The sequence below is a fragment of the Sneathiella litorea genome (assembly GCF_009882915.1).
GTDB classification, from domain to species: Bacteria; Pseudomonadota; Alphaproteobacteria; order Sneathiellales; family Sneathiellaceae; genus Sneathiella; species Sneathiella litorea.
The window spans coordinates 494303-511990 of sequence record NZ_WTUW01000002.1; the positions used below are offsets into that span (position 1 = coordinate 494303).

Here is a 17688-nt window from a genome sequence, read left to right on the forward strand (position 1 = left end):
GAGACCTTTTCTAGTTATATTTGTCGCACATAGTGGTCGATTGCGCAGTCATTCGCAAGGGTGCTGGCAGACTAATGCGACCTTGTCTCTGTTTGACACAACTTGCTAATAGGGCCCCCTATTATGCCGCACTGAGTTGCTGTCACTCGGTTAGTGCGGCATTTTGAAGAGAAAGCGTAGATCGGACATTCATCATCGCGGCAAAGCAGTTGATCTCGGGCGATGTCTTGCAAAAAGGAATGGATTATTTTTTATTCCAGGGTTCTATGGAATTAAAAAGATCCGATCAAAGACCGGCTTCCCTCTGACAGTACCAATAGATCAGCATACCCCTAAATTTATAGGCGCCCCTCAGTAAAGGCGGCGCCTATAATTTCACATGCTACTCGGGCGCCTTCACTTTACTGTTGTAGTCATTGGTGAACACATCAGCTGCATTCAATTCACGACCAAGCGCACCGCCTGCTGCGGTGAGTTTGATGGTTTCAGCCATTCGGTCGGGCAGGATCCAGCCCATGCCATATTCCCGCGAGCGATCAGTTATAACCAGGTCCATGATAAGGTCCAGGTTGGCCAGATACGTCACTTCATCGATCCCGTCGACATCCTTAGCCAGTGCATCGATTGCTGCCTCGCGTTCGTTATAGGCATCAACCCATCCCTTGTACGTGGCGCGCAAGAACCCTTCGACCAACTTAGGGTCATTCGCAACAATGTCCTTGTGCGTGATGTAGGAATGACCATAAAGCGCAACTCCGAAGTCAGCGAACAACATGTTCCCCAAATCGTCTTTGCCGAGCACTTTCTCCCAAACCGATTTGTTCGTGTAGAGGTCGAACGAGCCAGCAACCTGGCCCGAAGCAACGATTGCTTGTTTACCTTCAGGCTTGATGTTGACGAGGGTCACGGAGTCAGGGTTGACGTCATTCAATTTTGCAAAAGATGGCCAAAGGAATCGGTGTGAATCACCTGGCGGCGCCGCAATTTTCTTGCCGATGAGATCCTTTGGCGATTCAATTCCATCGCTCTTACGATAGAATAAATTGTTCGCTGCTTTGTCGTAAACCATACCGACAACCATTAAGTCAGCATCTTTACTGATCGCTGTGAGCACAGTCGGTGTATCTGCAATCCCGAACTCAGCGCGACCGAGATCGACTTTTTGCGCAGCATCGCCCGAACCTTGACCACGCACGATTTCGAGCTTGATCCCCTCTTCCGCATAATAACCTCTCTCACGCGCAAAATATATAGGCGAGTGATCGGCTAGCGGAAACCAGTTCAGTTGGAGGGTAACCACTTTTAGGTCCTGCGCGATGGCAGGGGGCGCAAAGGCAATTACCCCCGCGACCAAGACGCTTTTTAACAAATGTCTCATGTTTTCTTCCTTCTGGTTAGGGTTGAACTTCGGACGTTTCCCACGGAACAAAAATCCGTTCCGCAATGACCACCAGCACATAAAGTGCCAAGCCCATGGCAGAGATAATGCAAAGTGATGCGAAAATTGCTGGCGTATCCAAGGTCACGCCACCGATGATGATCAGTGCGCCCAATCCGCCTTCAGAGGCAACAAACTCGCCTACGATTGCACCGATGACTGACAGCGTTGCGTTCAGCTTAAGACCAGCAAAAATGTAGGGCAGTGCATTAGGCAACCTAATCAAGCTGAAAATCTGTCGCTTGGTACCTTTTAGACTGCGGACAAGGTCAATTAAATCGCGATCAACCTGTGTCAGCCCTGCTGCGGTATTGATCACCATCGGAAAGAAACTGACTGTCACTGCAATGAGCATATTGGGCACGACGCCGTAGCCAAGCCAAAGTACGAACAGCGGTGCCAATGCAACTTTTGGAAGGGTGTTGAATAGAACCAACAGCGGCATGACTGTCCGTTCCAGCAATGGATGCCAGATAACGATGATCGCCAACACAATACCCAGTACGGTTGAGATTACGAATGCACCGGCAACGGCATAAAAAGTTATCAGCGTATTGGATATCCAACGATACTTTGGGTCGAACAACGTCATCAGTGTATCGTCTGGAGCTGGAAACACATATTCTTTAACGTCGAAAACAATGACAGAAAAGTGCCAGATCACCATGAGTACCAAGATTGCGATAATGCTTGGTAGATAATAATATATGTTATTGCGTATTTTTTGCATCAAACCACTCATGTTTTGTATTCACAATGCTGTAGATTTGCGATGTCGGGTAAAACCGCGCTGCCATAACCAGCGGTTTCGAGCGACCCGATGCTGATATTGCCGTCCGTAATTCGCAGCCGAACGCTACCATGGCTTTCTGTGTATATATCGGGATGAGCCTTCAAAAAGGCCTGTTGCTCGGCCTTTGGCACCGAAGACATGCCGTCGACATAATGATGCCCATTTCGCTCAACGTGGGTGCAACCGATTAAAGTTGCCAGAGCCAGATCCTCTTGAACGGATAGTCCAGCCTGCGTCGTTAAATCCTCCGCAGACATGAAATAACGTCCAGGTTCATTTCCTTCGTTCCAGTTTGCGCAGCGGGCGCAATTCAGAACCGACTTGTAGAAACCTTTGCAAGACTTTGATGATACTCCAGTATAACCGAGATCGCGAGCTAGCGGGAAAGCGCCTATCGAGCCATCTGACTCATCTATTTCAACCGGAACAAGCTTGGCCAGCGATGTAATATCGCGATCAAAGGCATGGGCGCGGGAAATCGGCTGTTCGACAAACAAGGTCGATGCGCAAAGTCGATTTAGTGCAGGCGTTTGTTTGATTGCGGTCCAAAGCGACCTGATGCCTTCGACATCATTGTACTGTTCGTTGCCGTCCAGAGTAACCTTGTAGTCAGGCAACCGGTCAAGGACCCGGGCAATTCGCGTCAACCGGTCCAGGTCAGCGTTTATGTCACCACCGACTTTCAGCTTGAAATAGGTTACACCATAATCACGGATCACCTCCCCCAGCGTTTCGGGGAGGCCATCACCAACTCTATCCGCTTCGGATTGATCGCTCGATTCGATAGGATCGACCAATCCAACTGTGTGCCGCGCCGCAATCTTTTTGGACGGATGCAGTTTTGCGAGAAAACCGTCTAAATCGAATCCGGCAAGATCGGGGGTCAAGGCATCTGTCAATCCGAATACATTCCGGCGCGCCCCTTCGAAAAGGCTGATGTTTTCAATTCGCAACAATGCGTCGAGGATCGCGCGATCGAGTAGTGCAGGCCCAAAACCAGCCGCCAAGGACGGAATATTCTCAGCTTCGGCGTCCGATGCTATAGTAGCAGCGCAAGCGACATGCAGACCGAAGGCTGAGAGGAAACGAGATTCGGCACAGTAAGTTTTTGCCGCAACCGCCAACGAACGACGTAATTGATCGAAATTGTCCTGGTTGCTTTGGTCAGGAGATTTGTCGAACCACTTAGGTGCCAAAAGTTCGGCCGACATACCCCACCCCTCGCGTCCGTCAGCGGTGCGAATATGTGCACGTACATAAGTTTGTGGGGCTTCTGTCAACGTGACTATGCCAAACCGAAAAGGCATTCGCAATCGAACGTCGCGTTCGAAGAATTCTACGTCGATCAGACGAAATTTGGGTTGGTTTTCCTTCATCGCAAAGCATCTCCGGCAAGGCTATGTACATTTCTGGGCGCTTCAGGCAAAAAGGGAGGACCTTGCAGACCAATCTTGCTAACTGTCGCGCCAGCATCCACCATGATCACTTTCGTATTCAAACAATCGATCATCCAGTGATAGTATTTACTATGAAAGAGAGACATATTGGTGGGCATAAGAGTTAAGAAAACTGCAGAATTCACAACGTATCTTCCTCCCATAGTGATTGATTATCAGTTGGTTTCATTCGACTCCCAGCAGGTCATAAATTTTTCTTGCATACTCTCCAAATTCTGCTGATTGACGCATGTCAAGCTTACGTGGATACGGCAGCTCAATATCGAAATATGCGGCCATACGCGCCGGTCCTGACGTCATTACAGCGCATTTTGAGCCCATTAAGACTGCCTCTTGGATAGAGTGCGTTACAAAAAGGATTGTTTTTCCGCTTTCTTCCCAAATACGAAGTAATTCGAGGTTCATCCGTTCGCGAGTCAAAGCGTCGAGAGCGCCAAACGGCTCGTCCATCAAAACGACCCTTGGATCATGCAAAAGGGCGCGGGCAATCGCTGCGCGTTGTTGCATGCCCCCCGAAAGTTCATGTGGGCTTCGCTTTTCGAAACCTTCTAGGCCAACCAGCTTCAGAAGATCGCGGGCACGATCGCGGGCAGGCTTTAGTGGCAAGCCAAGAATGTCAGCCGGCAACAGGACGTTATCGATAATATTCCGCCATTTTAAAAGCAGAGGCTGTTGAAACACCATGCCGACATCACGACCAGGAACAAATGGATGCTCCGCGTCACCGATATCCACGGTCCCACCTTCATAACCATGAAGGTCGGCGAGAATTTTTAACACCGTGGTTTTTCCGCAACCAGACGGACCGACAAGCGATACCATTTCACCCTCTTGCACATTGAGAGTTACATCTGAAACCGCGACGAATTCATCATCACCGCTGCCATAAACTTTACGGACATTCTGCATCCGGATGAACGGTGCAATTTCGCCAGCCTCTTGTATTGTCATGCAGATCTACTCCCCCATTTCCCGATTACAATCGCGCCATTGACCGCACATTAGCAAACTCGTACCACGTGCTTTGACATCTATTCAGCGTCGACTCCGACACCGTTAAGTAACCATTTAGTTACAAACAATGACCTGTACGGCCGTCAATTGTCAAGCGCCAACATTGTCAGAGGGTTGTTGCCTAAACGCTAGGTATATCGGATTTACAGCCGGTCGATGAAAAATCCAAACCGCTATTTCAAGACATCATCTAAATTCATCTACCTGGCTGTTATGATATATCTTCAATATTCACTGTCACTTCGCCAGGTTGAATGTCTCCGGTATGGGCGCGGCATTGATGGGCGTTGTCAGGCGTTGTAACATCAACTTCGAGACGAGAAAAATGCCGATGATCTAATCTCGGCCAATGCACAAGATGGGTGCTGTCAGACTAATGCGACCTTGTCTCTGTCTGGCGCAATTTGCTAATAAGGCCCCCTATTATGCGGCACTGAATTGCTGTCACTCGGTTAGTGCGGCATTTCTTTGAAGTTTCATTGTTACCCGGTCGTTTAGGTGGCGTTCATGGTTAAAGTGATTATGGATTGAGGAGTGAGTGGCGGAGGAAGCAGTCACATGCGAACCCGCCTCCGCCAATTTCCCTGTTTAACAAGGAAAATACATGGAATTTTGGTGAATTTTCTCAAAAATCAGCCGGATTTACTTTTTGTGTAGCGTTTGGCGAAGCTTCAAAAGCAGTTTAGATTTTTGCTTGCTATCGGAAGCATGTTCTAACGCCGACCGGATATCGAGTGTAAGCTGAGCCAGTTCATTATGCCAGTCAAGCTTGTCGACAAAATCCGGGGCTAACCGTTTGCTAACACCGCGTGATTTAACTGTCTTACCGGATTTGCGCAGCTCAAACTCGTCATCGAGCGCAGGAACGATGACCTCATCCTCCAAAAACCCCGCGTCCAGCAACTGCGCCTGCATCGCCTGAAGTGATTCCCCGGAGCCATGCGTGAGAAAGACGGCCTGCCGCACGGGCTTGCGCGCTGTTACCCAGTCTATAAGGCCGTTTCCATCAGCATGACCTGAATAAATGTCGATGGAGCGGATGCGGGCCCGGACTTTAATTTCCTCCCCCTGAATCTTGACTGTTTTCAGGCCCTTTTCGAGGAGGCAACCAAGCGTGCCTTCGGCCTGATAGCCGACTAGAAGAACGGTCGACTGCGCCCTCCAAAGATGGTTTTTCAAATGATGCCGGATGCGCCCGGCATCGCACATGCCACTCGCCGCCATGATGATAACACCCCCATCAAAGCGGGCAATAGATTTGCTTTCGTCCACCGTTTCCGTGAAGTGAAATTTCGGGTTCGAGAACGGATGATCGCCCTCCTCAACGTCTTCAAGATCGCTCTTGTATTTGGCAAAAACCGATGTAACGCGGATGGCGAGCGGAGAATCGAGGAAAACCGCTGTGCAGGCTACCTTCTCTTTATCAAGGAGATGATCGATATCGAGCAGTAATTCCTGCGTACGCTCCACGGCAAAGGAAGGAATGACCAACGCCCCGCCCGCTGCCATTGCGTCGTTTATCTCCGTTGACAGGATTCTACGCCGACGCTCAGGCGTGGAATCTTCACGAACGCGGCCTCCGTAAGTTGCTTCACAAAAGACGTAATCGAACCCACTTGGCGCTTCCGGGTCACCATGGAAAAGCTTATTATCCGGCCCGATATCGCCGGAGAAAAGCAGTCGGATCGCTTCGTCGCGCTCGTTAATTTCAATCTCGATCGAGGCAGCGCCAAGGATATGACCTGCGTTCCAGAATTTTGCCCTTACCTCGGCACAAGGTTGCAGCCATTCCTCGAACTCTACCGGGTGAATTTGCGCCATCGAATCTTCTGCATCTTTTCGGCCATAGATCGGCTCAACTGCTGGCTTGCCGCGCCGCTGGTTGCGCCGGTTGAGCCGCTCTACCTCGACTTCCTGAATATAACCGCTGTCGGGCAGCATATAACTTAAAAGATCACGGGTCTGCGCCGTGGTAAAGATCGGGCCTTTAAAACCCGCCTTGATCAGCTTCGGGATAACCCCGCTGTGATCTATATGGGCATGGGTGAGAAGAACGAAATCGATCTCCGCCGGATCGAAAGGAAATGGCCCGTAATTCAACTCCTTCAAGGTCTTCGTTCCCTGAAACATGCCGCAGTCGACGAGAAACTGCCGTCCGGCCACCCGCAACCGGTAACAGGACCCGGTCACCGTTCCAGCCGCACCACAAAATTTGATTTGCGTTGTCATGTCATACCTCCTCCATCAAGGCGCTGCGAAGGAGCAGCGCGAGGCTGATTGCATTGGTTGAATGCGGCACACTGTCAGTGGAGCGGATACTAGACACGCCTGCAGCTCGTATTGTATTCAAATCTGCGTCGCTGCAGAGCGCGTGCACCGCAATCACCTCGACTGCCTTCGCGCCTGCCTTCAGGAGTGCTTCCGTCGCACGGCAGACCGTCATCCCACTCGAAATCAGGTCATCGAGAATAACTACTTTCGCTTCCCTTATTCTTTGTGCATCGGCAAAGTGAACCTCAACATCCCGGTCACCATGGCGGACCTTGGTTGCGACTATGAAGGGAACATCAAGTTGCTTCGCAATCGCGCCCACCCATTGCAGCGACTCTGCATCTGGACCGACAAGAAGCAAATCACCATCCATCTCCACCGCCAAGGTTTCAGCGATGACACTACTCGCGCTTAACACATCCGCCTGGCAATCCGTGAAGATACTTTGCAGACTGTTAATGCGATGCAGATGCGGATCGACTGTAATCACCCGGTCAAAATAGCGGGATAGATAGTCGCCGATGATCCGCTGGCTGACGGCATCGCCTGTCTCAAACGCTTTATCCTGCCGCATGTAGCAGAGGTAGGGCGCGACCAGAATCACCCGACCTGCTCCGTCGCTCCGCAGTGTGGCTGCGGCGAAGGCGAGATGCAGCAGCTTCTCGTTAGGATCGTTCAGGCTCGAGAACAGGATGGCCGTTCCCTTTACCGGATGGATATGCACCCTGCTCTCGCCGTCGGGAAAGTGGTGAACGGCGATTTCATGAACGGGAATATCAAGGCTAGCCGCCAATTTCATAGCAGCAGCCAGACTTTCGGGCAGGAAATGAAGCGATGCGCCGCTCATGCCAGTTCTCCTATGGCATATCCGTTGCCCTCACTCACATATTTGACGGCAAAACTGTAGTCAGATTGAAAACATGCGTGAATACGGTAGAGCGGTTCTCCCTTGGCTATATTGTCACCAATTTTCTTGAATAGATCGATACCCGCTCCTTTATCCATCGGCGCTCCTGCCAGCCGAGCAATCCGGGCAAGGCGATAGCAGTCGATTGCGGTAACGGTGCCACTTATCGGTGCCAGAACATCATAGGCCAGCTCACCGACGCAAAAGACCTCCTGCGCGCGCCCTTGCACCTCAATTATCCGCTCCATGGATTTCAGCGCCGCGCCGCTATCCAGCAACTCCTGTGCCTGTGCATACCCGCTCCCGCCGCGCAAACCCGGATCGTTCTCAAGCAAAGCCCCGGCAATCTGCAATGACTTTTCACGCAGATCCATCGGTGCCCCCTCCTCCCGGCGAAGCACCGACATCACGTCGCGCGCCTCCAACACCGGGCCGATACCGTTGCCAATTGGTTGCGCTCCATTTGTTACGATCACATCAATGGCGAGACCAACTTGATTGCCGACATATTCAAAGAGTTTGCGCAGGCGCATGGCATCGGTGTGGTTGCGAATTTTGGCAGACGGACCGAGCGGGAGGTCCACCAGCAAATGCGTTGACCCCGCTGCAAGTTTTTTCGAAAGGATGGAGGCGACCATCTGCTCGCGGGTGTCGATGGACAGTGGCCGCTCCACGGAGATCAGAATATCGTCAGCCGGCGACAGGTTGACATGCCCGCCCCAGACGATGCAGCCGTTGCATTCCTCAACGACGCGCTGCATTTCCGGCATAGAAAGATCGACTTTTGCCAGCACTTCCATGGTATCCGCCGTTCCGGCGGGCGAGGTAATCGCCCGCGAAGAGGTTTTCGGGATGGTCAGACCGTGGGCGGCGACAATGGGCACGATGATCATGGAAGTGCGGTTGCCCGGAATGCCGCCGATGCAATGCTTGTCGACAACGACAGGTGATTTCCAGCGAAGCTGTGTCCCCGCCTGCGCCATGGCTTTTGTCAGAGAGAGCATCTCGTCCGTCGTCATAAAGCCCGCGGACGAGACAAGGAAAGCGGCAATCTCCATTTCCGAATAGCGGTAATTGGCAATATCCGTGATAATTTCTTCAATTTGCGCGGAATCAAGAGTATGGCCGTGGATTTTGCGCCTGAGATGATCGAGGCTACCCGGAGGTTCAGCCGGGGCGATGGTCACTCTTGTTCCCGCTTTCAACCCCATGCGGCGGAACGCCTGCTCCGACAGTCCGAGCTCGCCCGGACCAACGATCGTCTCATCATCGACAATTAGCAGGGAGGCCAACAGATGGTGGCTCCCGTTCATTACCTGGATTTTCTTGAGGGCCTGATATTCCTCAGGCCGGTACACACTGCAATTTCTTGCTAGAAACGCAACATTGTCGCGGTAGGTATCAATGGCAATCCGTTTTAATTCAAGCATTCCCCATCCCGGTCTTCGTCATCGCTTTTTTATATCTTCCGCTGCCCGCATTGTCCTTGATTGAGGTCAAGGGGGTGCAGTCAGGCGAGTGCGACGTAGTCTCGGGGTACTGTCAGACTAATGCGACGTAGTCTCCTTATGGAACAAAATAGCGCAAAAATGCCTCTATTATGCCGCACCAAGTTGCTGCCACTTGGCAAGTGCGGCACCTCTCAGGAGCCTTATTTTTTCGCTGGCTAGTGTCGTTCTTGATTGAAGCGGTTAAAAATTAACACACAGTTTGAGATGAATTTTTGCAAGCTTTCCAGACATCTAAAGGCTTTACTTACGGACTTGATTTGCGACCATTGGGCAAAACTGTTCCACCAATAACGGGCTTTTTCATGACAACGCCGGACGCTTTAATTTGTTCTATTAGCGGCTGACACCGATTAGGCGATCACGAGTTACGAGAGCTTCTAGATCATGAGAGTCCAACTGTGCCGCCTCATCAGGGGCCATTGGAAGGACAAGATATCGCATGTCCGCGTTACTATCATGAACTATGAGTTGGATATCTTCGTCAAGATCTAGACCGAACTCGGAAAGAACTTTTCTAGGCTCTCTAACTGCTCGGGCACGATATGCTTTAGAAATATACCATGACGGCGGCTGGCCGAGGATTGATCGTGGGTAACAAGAACATAAGGTACAGGTAATCAGATTGTGGACCGTATCCGTGTTTTCCACTACCACGATTTGCGCCTCGCCCACAGCGACACCAATTTCTTGAATAGCGCTTTTCCCATTGCTGAGAAGCCGTTGTTTGTATTCGGAATCTTTCCAGGCTTTCACAACAACCTTCGCACCGAGATGAACACCTGGTGATTCAAGTTTCTCGATTTCCTTAGTGACCTCCGGCGCGGTCAACAACCCTTTACTAATGAGAACATCCTGTAACGCATCGATAATAATTTGAGATTCAAGATTTCCTGCGTCATCTTCGACCACCAATGCTTCATGGTCTTCATGTTGATGATCGTGGTCCTCGTGGCTGTGGTTTTCGTGATCGTTATGCATGTCTACTTCTCTGTCTATGCTATCAGTAAAAATAGGCGATTTTTTTAAGCGGCCGTAAGCCAATGGTCGTATATTTCAATGATTAAGCGGTCTTGCGATTGATTTCTAGGTTCGTCCCATAAGGACGCTTGAGTGAACTCGACCCTGTAAAGATCAAATGCTGGTCCTGACGTCTTGCCAATCGACAGGTCTTCAGGGTTGAGATACTTGCCACAATATTGGACAATTTTGCCGCACTTTCCGCGAACGTAGGCCGGAATTCTAACATGTCCAGATTTATCGAGGTCAAGCACTCTCACTCGGTCACCAATCGCAAATCGTGCAGCTTTCGCTGTACTCATGACTGGTCGTCTTCAGTTTTTTGCTTGTTCCAAAGAATAGTCTTCTCAACGACGGCTTTATCGAGTTCCTCTTGGCTTATAATTTCTTTTTCAATCAAAATATCAGTCATCGCTTCAAGCCTCCGGCGGTAGAACGACAATGCCTTGTATTTATCTTCACCAAAACTCTCAAATCCACGGCGCATCTCATCAAGCGAGATGATGCGTCGCGTACCGTCACCCAAAAGATTTCTAATCGCCTCGACTTGTTTTTCCCAATGCAGCCAAGGTAGCTCTACTCGGGGAATTGAACCTGCCTTATCGCCGCCAATGTCGTGATATCCTCGCATTCCTTCTTATCCTTTCGTAGATTGCCTTCTGCTGTGATTTCATGTTCTTGTTTCACGCTGAAAAATCTCCAGACACTTGCTGCGTAAGGCCACAAAATCATTGCTCACAAGCGATGCAGCATCACGTGGCCTTGGCAATGAATTGTCAATAATCTCGGCGACACGTGTTGGACGGCGTGTCAAAAGAACTACTTTGTCAGCCATCTGCACTGCCTCTTCCAAGTCATGAGAAACGAGAACCATCGTGGTCTTCGTTTTTGCAAAAATAGCCTGCAGCTTTTCCCTCATCAACAATGTCATTTCATAATCAAGGGCGGAAAACGGCTCGTCCAGAAATAATACCTCGGGTTCTCGCACTAACGCTCTGATTATGGAAACCGCCTGTTGTTGTCCACCAGACAAAGTATACGGGTACGCGTTGAGATCGATTTTTATACCAAAATCCTCAATCAACCGGTCAATACGCTCATTTCGATCTCGCTTGGGAATACCCATCAATTTCAGCGGGTAGTGGATATTCTCAATTGCTCGCATCCACGGAAATAGCGCTTCTCGATAGTTCTGAAAAACGTATGAAATCCTGGTTTCGTCAATAGTCTGACCATCATAAAGTACCTCGCCTGCATCCATCGGCATAAGACCAGAAATCATATTGATCAATGTACTTTTGCCACACCCGTTAGGGCCGAAAATGCTGGTAAAGCCGCCAAGTGGCAGGGTCAAATCGAAATCGTCATAAACAATAGTATCGTTAAAAGACTTACGCAATCCCTTTATGGTCAGATAACTCGTGCGCGGTTTCGGTGCAGAAATGAGGCTGCTCTGAGCAGCCTCATCTTTTTCTTCAAAAGTGTCGAGTACTAGGTTCTCATTCTTCATGATTACCATCGGCTTTAATTTCCTCCAAAATCGCTGAGGCTTAACATTTTTGTTCTGACATCCATCGGCTCGCTTAAGACTTTTTCGGAAACAAAAACATCCACAAAAGACTGGTATGAGTTCAAATCTGTCTCGTTAATATCTTTGAACCCGCGCAAGTAAGGCTTGGCCAACAAATCAAGCTGCGTGTCGCGGATAGCCGTATACTTAGGAATAATGCTCTTATATTTTTCAAAATCCGCCATCGCAAGTGCAGTTGCCTCATCAATAATTTCGACAATTTTCCTCGCTGTTTCAGGTCTTTCTGCGATGAATTTTGTGGTTAATACTGCGGCTCCCGAGTAAAACGGGTCTGCTATAGTTTGCGCGACAGGATTGATTACAGCACGGGTCACACCATCTGTGTAAGCTGCAATGGAACCAACCGGTTCCAACGAAAGAGTAGCATCTACACTTCCCCCTAAAACAGCGGGTATTTGTTGAGGTACTGCGAGGTCGATGAGTTTAACGTCCTTATCCGGGTCGAGGCCTGCGGCACGTACCAGATGCTTGGTTATTGTGCGCCATTGTATTCCAGGCACATGGCCGATTGTTTTGCCCTTGAGATCAGCAAATGATTTGATATCGCTACCGTCTTGAACAATAAGGCCGTCATTGATTAGATTGATCTTGATACCGCCGCCTTGAAGTCCAAATACTTTGAACGTACCTGGAAATTTCGACTCCGCAATCATAGCGATGCCAGCCGCCGCACCTGGGGGACCAAAGTCTGCCCGACCTGAGACCAATGCGTCGATTATATGATTGGGGGACTGCATTTTATTTGAATTCACCTTAATACAGGCTTTTTCAAAAAGTCCTTCTTCAAGGGCGACGTAATAGGCTGTCGTTTGCATGATAGGTAACCAGGCGGAGGTTACCTCTTCATATTTTTCGCAGGCCGCTATAGCTGGGTTGGCGCTGACCACAGTTAAAAGGCCGGCAATAGTTAGATATTTTTTCAACATTCTACTTCCTTTTCTAGAAGGCAGGTGGGAGGGAATTTTCATCATTTTCCAGACCAGTGGATTACGTACTTTTCGAGTACTAGAAAGCAGACATTTAGCCCATAACCCATTGCGCCAGTTACAAGAATTGAGCCATACATGTCTGTTAGATTATAGGAAATCTGGGCATCGATAATACGATGTCCAAGGCCGTCCGTTGCGCCAATAAACATTTCTGCGACTATGATTACCACCAACGCCATAGAGACAGCCGTGCGAAGCCCAATAAAGGTCTGTGGCAATGTCTCGAAGAAAATCACATCGACAAATATCTGCATCCTAGATGCGCCCATGGATTTGGCCGCGAGAATGCGGGTTTGTCGCGCATTCATGACACCATAAGCAACATTGAACACAACAACTAGAAGAGCCGCAAAGGCTGCAACTGCAATTTTAGAAAAGTCTCCCAATCCAAACAGGAGAAGAAACAACGGAAACATGGCCGTGGCTGGGGTGGAGCGAAAAAAGTCGATAATGAACTCAACTGAGCGATAAACTCTGTCACTTGCCCCTAAAACGATCCCAAGAGGAACTCCAATTATTGCGGCAATTGCGAAAGAGTAGAAGACGCGAACAAACGTGAACCAAAAGTCATTCATGACATCGCCAGTAGCAATGTTGACCCCAGTATCGAACAATGTCGCAAAAGGTGAAGGCAATAAGCTTTTGTCAACGAGAGTAAAAAAATACGCGATCCACCATACAAACAGTAAGATCAAAGGTCCGGTCGCATAAACAAACCAGTTTTGCCGTCCAAACCATGCAGAGATTAACGAGCTAATTGTCTCAGAACTTCCGTTGCTTGCAGACGACGGTTGCCCTTTTAGGTGCGGGAGAAAATTTCGCAATACACTACCTTTGTTTTGTGGTCAGTCGTGAGCCTGGAATTTGCCTCTTGCGTCTAGCAATGCAAAAGGAAGGGGAGAAAACAGGCTATGCAGCTAGGTTAGTAGCTGTATTGGGGCGATGGCTAGTGCCACTTTTCTTCATATGTGATGCAAAATTTGCATCGGCTCGGAGATAGTGCTGAGTTATTTTCTCATCGCTCTCACATGAGTGCTGCCTTGTCACTGTATGGCGTAAAATGGGAGCTGTCAGACGAATGCGACCTCGTCTCAGTATGGCGTAAATTGGCATAGCTAAGGCCCCTACTATGCCGCACCAAGCTGCCGCCACCCGACCAATCCGGCATTTCATTGAAGCTTGAATTCGTTCCGGCTGGTTAGTTGGCGTTCATGGAGAAGGTCATCGACGCTGCGAAGCGAAAGCGTAACTCGGACAAACATCATCACAGGTATTCTTGGATATTATAAACTACGGAGTTTATCTTGCTTCGTAGATTGCTTCCCGCTAACTTGGCTCAGATTTTGAAATGGAGGGTAAACTTGCGGGCAAAAAGAAAGCGTCTAGGCGCCCCCGCCGGGCCGCGTGCGGTCAATATCGCGGAAACTCGCGAGAAGATCCTGAAGGCTGCCATCGAGCAATTCTCACAAAAAGGTCTGTCTGGCGCCCGCATAGAAAGCATATGCACGGAAGCCGACGTCAACCCACGAATGGTTTATCACTACTTCAAGGACAAAGAAGGCCTATATGTCGCCGTACTTGAGAAAGTTCTCGGAGAATTAAGAGCAGAAGAAACAGCCCTTGATGTTTCGACAAGTGAACCCTTCGAAGGTCTATTGACAATGTACGACTTCACTTTCGGACATTTCGCCAAGCATCCTGAGCTCATCCGGCTTCTTTCGTCTGAAAACTTGCTTGAAGGTGCATTTCTGAAGAACTCGGTAGCCACCCCGATTGTCGCCTCACCCGTTGTAGAACATATCGATACATTGCTGAAACGCGGCGAGGCAACAGGCACTGTGCGCGCAGGTCTTGACCCGCTACATCTATATGTGGTGATGGTCGGCCTCTCCTATTTTCACAAGTCAAATATGCATACATTGTCGGTCATCTGGAATAAATCCATTACTTCTGCTGCCTGGCAGGAAGATCACAGGCTCCTTGGCCGTGATTTGCTGGCAACCTACTTGAGGCCTACGCCAAAAATTTAATCATACACTAACGCTGCCCAAAAATTAGGCTCTTATTGCTAAATTTAAATGCAATTTACAAGAGCGTGCCCGAAAAACCGACTTCTCGCAATGGTTGGAACGTCGGTCTACATTGATGTCGCATCACGCAAAGCCTTTTAAGTAAATACATTTTTACTATTTATGATCCGCTCACCTGTACAGCGGAGTTTTCTGGCATGCACCTTGCTTTAGTAAATAAATAATTACTATTTCGTCCCACAAGGAGCATATCATGAAGCTACATACTACACTGGCAGCCCTTTTCATCATGGCGACGATGAGTGCTGCACCTGCATCAGCCGACGATAAAAAAATTGGTTTCGTTTATGTCGGTCCGGCGGCCGACTACGGATACAATACTTCTATGGATCTGGGGCGACAGTATCTTGAGAAAAACATGAAGGGTATCGACACCTCCACTTTTGAGAACATTCCGGAATCAGCCGAAGTCGAACAGGTTATGGAAAGGCTGATCCAAAGTGGTCATGGTATTATCTTCGCAACCAGCTACGGTTATCTCGATTACGCAATCTCTCTTGGAAAAAAATATCCGGATGTGAAGTTTCTCCATGCAGGAGGTTTGAAAACCTCTGACAACGTTGGCACTTACTGGGCGGACAGCGACGATGGTATGTATCTCGCAGGTGTCGTTGCCGGGTCAAAATCTGAGAGCGGCAAGCTGGGATTTATCGGCGCCTTCCAGATCCCGCAGCTTTTTCGCTCCATCAACGCCTTTACACTTGGCGCGCAGTCGGTAAATCCGGATGCAACGGTTACTGTTGTTTGGACCGGTGGGTGGTGGGAACCCCAAAAAGAGGCGGAAGCCACCAATGCTTTCGCGGATGAAGGGATTGACGTCATTGCCGAGCAGGTCGACAGCCCCATCACGATTGCCCAAACTGCCGAAAAGCGCGGTGTTTATATCATTGGTAAAGACGTCAATGTGATGGATCGCGCACCGGAAGCCTGGCTAACCGGTGTATCCTGGAACTGGGGACCGATGATGGAAAATATGGTCAAAGAAATTCACACAGGCACATGGACTCCCTCACATGTCCGGAGTGATCTTGCTGGTGGCGCGGCAGTACTCGATCCGTTTGGCAAGTCAGTCTCGGAAGAAACCAAGGCAAAGGTACTTGCCTTGAAGGACAAAATTGTTAGCGGTGAAATGGAGATATGGACCGGACCGATAATTGCCCAAGATGGCACAGAAATTGTTGGTTCCGGCAATGCGCTCGACATGGAGAAGATTGAAAGCATGGATTTCCTTGTCAAGGGCGTTATTGGCTCGACCAATTGATCTAAAAGGCGGGGCCAAGCTCCGCCTCTTTCCCGCAGGTTAAGGAAACCCGATGAAACTTAAGATGAAATCCAGGCAGGCCGATGGCATCCTCATGGGACTGGACCCCAGCCAGGGTTGGAAAGTAACGGCTGATCATGTAGACATGACCCGCCCGGCGAAGAAATTACGCCCGCTTATGTTAAAGGCCGACCCACAATCAATTTCCATTGACGCCAGCAAGGCTGCACTTCTTATTGTCGATATGCAGAATGATTTTTGCACGGAAGGCGGATGGCTGCATTCGCGCGGCATAGACATCAGCCCCAACCGAGCCCCAATTGCCCCCCTCAAAAACCTGATTACAGCATGCCGTGACAGCGATGTCCCCGTTGTCTGGGTCAATTGGGGTGTACGAAAGGACTTACTCAATATCTCACCGTCATTACAGCACGCCCATAATCCGTCCGGCAATGAAACATGCCTCGCCCAGCCCGTTCCTGGCACCCGTTCTGAAGTTATCGCAAAGGGTAGTTGGGGCGCCCAGGTCGTCGAGGAAATTAACCCGGGCAATAAGGATTACCAAATCACCAAGCACCGCTTTAGTGCCTTTTGGGACTGCGAGACAGATGCCGTGTTGCGAAACCTCGGTGTGAAGACACTTCTTATTGCGGGAGTTAATATGGACCAATGCGTCATGACGACATTGGAGGATGCTAGCTTCCTCGGATATGATACTGTTCTGATCGAAGATTGCACCGCGACAACATCGCCCAAATTCTGTGTCGAAGCCGTACTCTACAACGTTAAGCTCCTCTTTGGTTTCGTCATAAAATCACCGATGCTGATCAAAGCGCTTGCGCAATCAACGGATCGCGACCAATGAGCATTTCGCAAGAAATAATAAATGTGGAGCAGCGCCTACTTGATATGAACATCGAGTTGCCAAAAGTCCCGCAACCTATTGCCAATTTTATCCCCTGGAAACGACAGGGAGACATTATCTATCTTTCCGGCCAGACATGTGAATGGAATGGCGAAGTCATCTATCAGGGGAAAGTTGGATCGAACATAGATCTAGAACAGGCCCAAGATGCCGCCCGCATATGTGCCCTAAACCTGATTGCCGCGTTAAGGCAGGCCCTCGACAATGACCTCAATAGAGTGCAGTCCTGTATTCGTGTTGGTGGTTTTGTCCATTGCGCCCCGGATTTCCAATCTGTCCCACATGTAATTAACGGTGCGTCGGATCTTTTTCATACCCTCTTCGGTTCCAAGGTCGGTGGTCATGCCCGAACGGCTATCGGCGTTGCACAGCTTCCGCAGGGCGCCTCGGTCGAAGTTGATGCCTTTTTTGCTGTGGCGTAGCT

17 protein-coding genes and 1 pseudogene are annotated in these 17688 nt (G+C 49.6%); 4 read left to right on the forward strand and 14 right to left on the reverse strand.

What is annotated here, in order from left to right; all coding sequences use genetic code 11:
• Positions 1 to 382 precede the first annotated feature (382 nt).
• The 14 genes and pseudogenes from GQE98_RS08620 to GQE98_RS08680 form a co-directional block, all read right to left on the reverse strand.
• The gene (locus tag GQE98_RS08620) at positions 383 to 1378 is read right to left on the reverse strand and encodes an ABC transporter substrate-binding protein (RefSeq protein WP_161315253.1); all 996 of its coding nucleotides are present in this window, start codon (positions 1376 to 1378) and stop codon (positions 383 to 385) included.
• A gap of 16 nt (positions 1379 to 1394) precedes the next feature.
• Entirely contained in the window at positions 1395 to 2168 is a 774-nt protein-coding gene (locus GQE98_RS08625; protein ID WP_161315254.1) for an ABC transporter permease, read from the reverse strand.
• An 8-nt stretch (positions 2169 to 2176) separates the two neighbouring features.
• Entirely contained in the window at positions 2177 to 3607 is a 1431-nt protein-coding gene (locus tag GQE98_RS08630) for an enolase-like domain-containing protein (RefSeq protein WP_161315255.1), read from the reverse strand.
• Between the two features lie 246 nt (positions 3608 to 3853).
• A complete protein-coding gene (locus GQE98_RS08635) occupies positions 3854 to 4639 on the reverse strand; it encodes an ABC transporter ATP-binding protein (protein WP_161315256.1) in 786 nt (261 codons plus the stop codon).
• Between the two features lie 507 nt (positions 4640 to 5146).
• Positions 5147 to 5245 (reverse strand): annotated as a pseudogene (locus GQE98_RS18535) (IS6 family transposase); the annotation flags it as partial.
• 99 nt (positions 5246 to 5344) lie between these two features.
• Positions 5345 to 6931, reverse strand: a complete 1587-nt coding sequence (locus GQE98_RS08640; protein WP_161315257.1) for an MBL fold metallo-hydrolase RNA specificity domain-containing protein — start codon at positions 6929 to 6931, stop codon at positions 5345 to 5347.
• 1 nt (position 6932) lies between these two features.
• Positions 6933 to 7820 (reverse strand): ribose-phosphate diphosphokinase, encoded by an 888-nt coding sequence (locus GQE98_RS08645; RefSeq protein ID WP_161315258.1) that lies wholly within the window; start codon positions 7818 to 7820, stop codon positions 6933 to 6935.
• Positions 7817 to 9310: a thymidine phosphorylase family protein gene (locus GQE98_RS08650; RefSeq protein WP_161315259.1), complete on the reverse strand. Its 1494-nt coding sequence runs from the start codon at positions 9308 to 9310 to the stop codon at positions 7817 to 7819. Before GQE98_RS08650 ends, GQE98_RS08645 begins: the two co-directional genes overlap by 4 nt.
• Before the next feature lie 414 nt (positions 9311 to 9724).
• Positions 9725 to 10369: a nitrile hydratase subunit alpha gene (locus tag GQE98_RS08655; protein ID WP_161315260.1), complete on the reverse strand. Its 645-nt coding sequence runs from the start codon at positions 10367 to 10369 to the stop codon at positions 9725 to 9727.
• A 44-nt stretch (positions 10370 to 10413) separates the two neighbouring features.
• The gene (locus GQE98_RS18430; RefSeq protein ID WP_161315261.1) at positions 10414 to 10710 is read right to left on the reverse strand and encodes an SH3-like domain-containing protein; all 297 of its coding nucleotides are present in this window, start codon (positions 10708 to 10710) and stop codon (positions 10414 to 10416) included.
• Positions 10707 to 11039: an SH3-like domain-containing protein gene (locus GQE98_RS18275; protein ID WP_161315262.1), complete on the reverse strand. Its 333-nt coding sequence runs from the start codon at positions 11037 to 11039 to the stop codon at positions 10707 to 10709. The genes GQE98_RS18430 and GQE98_RS18275 overlap by 4 nt, the downstream gene beginning before the upstream one ends.
• Positions 11040 to 11078: 39 nt before the next feature.
• Positions 11079 to 11918: an ATP-binding cassette domain-containing protein gene (locus GQE98_RS08670; RefSeq protein ID WP_161316244.1), complete on the reverse strand. Its 840-nt coding sequence runs from the start codon at positions 11916 to 11918 to the stop codon at positions 11079 to 11081.
• A 14-nt stretch (positions 11919 to 11932) separates the two neighbouring features.
• Entirely contained in the window at positions 11933 to 12925 is a 993-nt protein-coding gene (locus tag GQE98_RS08675; protein ID WP_161315263.1) for an ABC transporter substrate-binding protein, read from the reverse strand.
• Between the two features lie 41 nt (positions 12926 to 12966).
• Complete coding sequence (locus GQE98_RS08680) at positions 12967 to 13746, reverse strand: ABC transporter permease (protein WP_161316245.1); 780 nt, start codon at positions 13744 to 13746, stop codon at positions 12967 to 12969.
• Between the two features lie 603 nt (positions 13747 to 14349).
• Between GQE98_RS08680 and GQE98_RS08685 the strand changes: the two genes are divergently transcribed.
• From GQE98_RS08685 to GQE98_RS08700, 4 genes are all read left to right on the forward strand, one after another.
• Positions 14350 to 15018 carry a TetR/AcrR family transcriptional regulator gene (locus GQE98_RS08685; RefSeq protein WP_161315264.1) on the forward strand — a complete coding sequence of 223 codons (669 nt, stop codon included), beginning with the start codon at positions 14350 to 14352 and terminating at the stop codon, positions 15016 to 15018.
• Positions 15019 to 15271: 253 nt separating this feature from the next.
• Complete coding sequence (locus GQE98_RS08690) at positions 15272 to 16339, forward strand: BMP family ABC transporter substrate-binding protein (protein WP_161315265.1); 1068 nt, start codon at positions 15272 to 15274, stop codon at positions 16337 to 16339.
• 52 nt (positions 16340 to 16391) lie between these two features.
• Positions 16392 to 17204 carry a cysteine hydrolase family protein gene (locus tag GQE98_RS08695; protein ID WP_202526174.1) on the forward strand — a complete coding sequence of 271 codons (813 nt, stop codon included), beginning with the start codon at positions 16392 to 16394 and terminating at the stop codon, positions 17202 to 17204.
• The gene (locus tag GQE98_RS08700; RefSeq protein WP_161315266.1) at positions 17201 to 17686 is read left to right on the forward strand and encodes a RidA family protein; all 486 of its coding nucleotides are present in this window, start codon (positions 17201 to 17203) and stop codon (positions 17684 to 17686) included. The genes GQE98_RS08695 and GQE98_RS08700 overlap by 4 nt, the downstream gene beginning before the upstream one ends.
• Positions 17687 to 17688 lie beyond the last annotated feature (2 nt).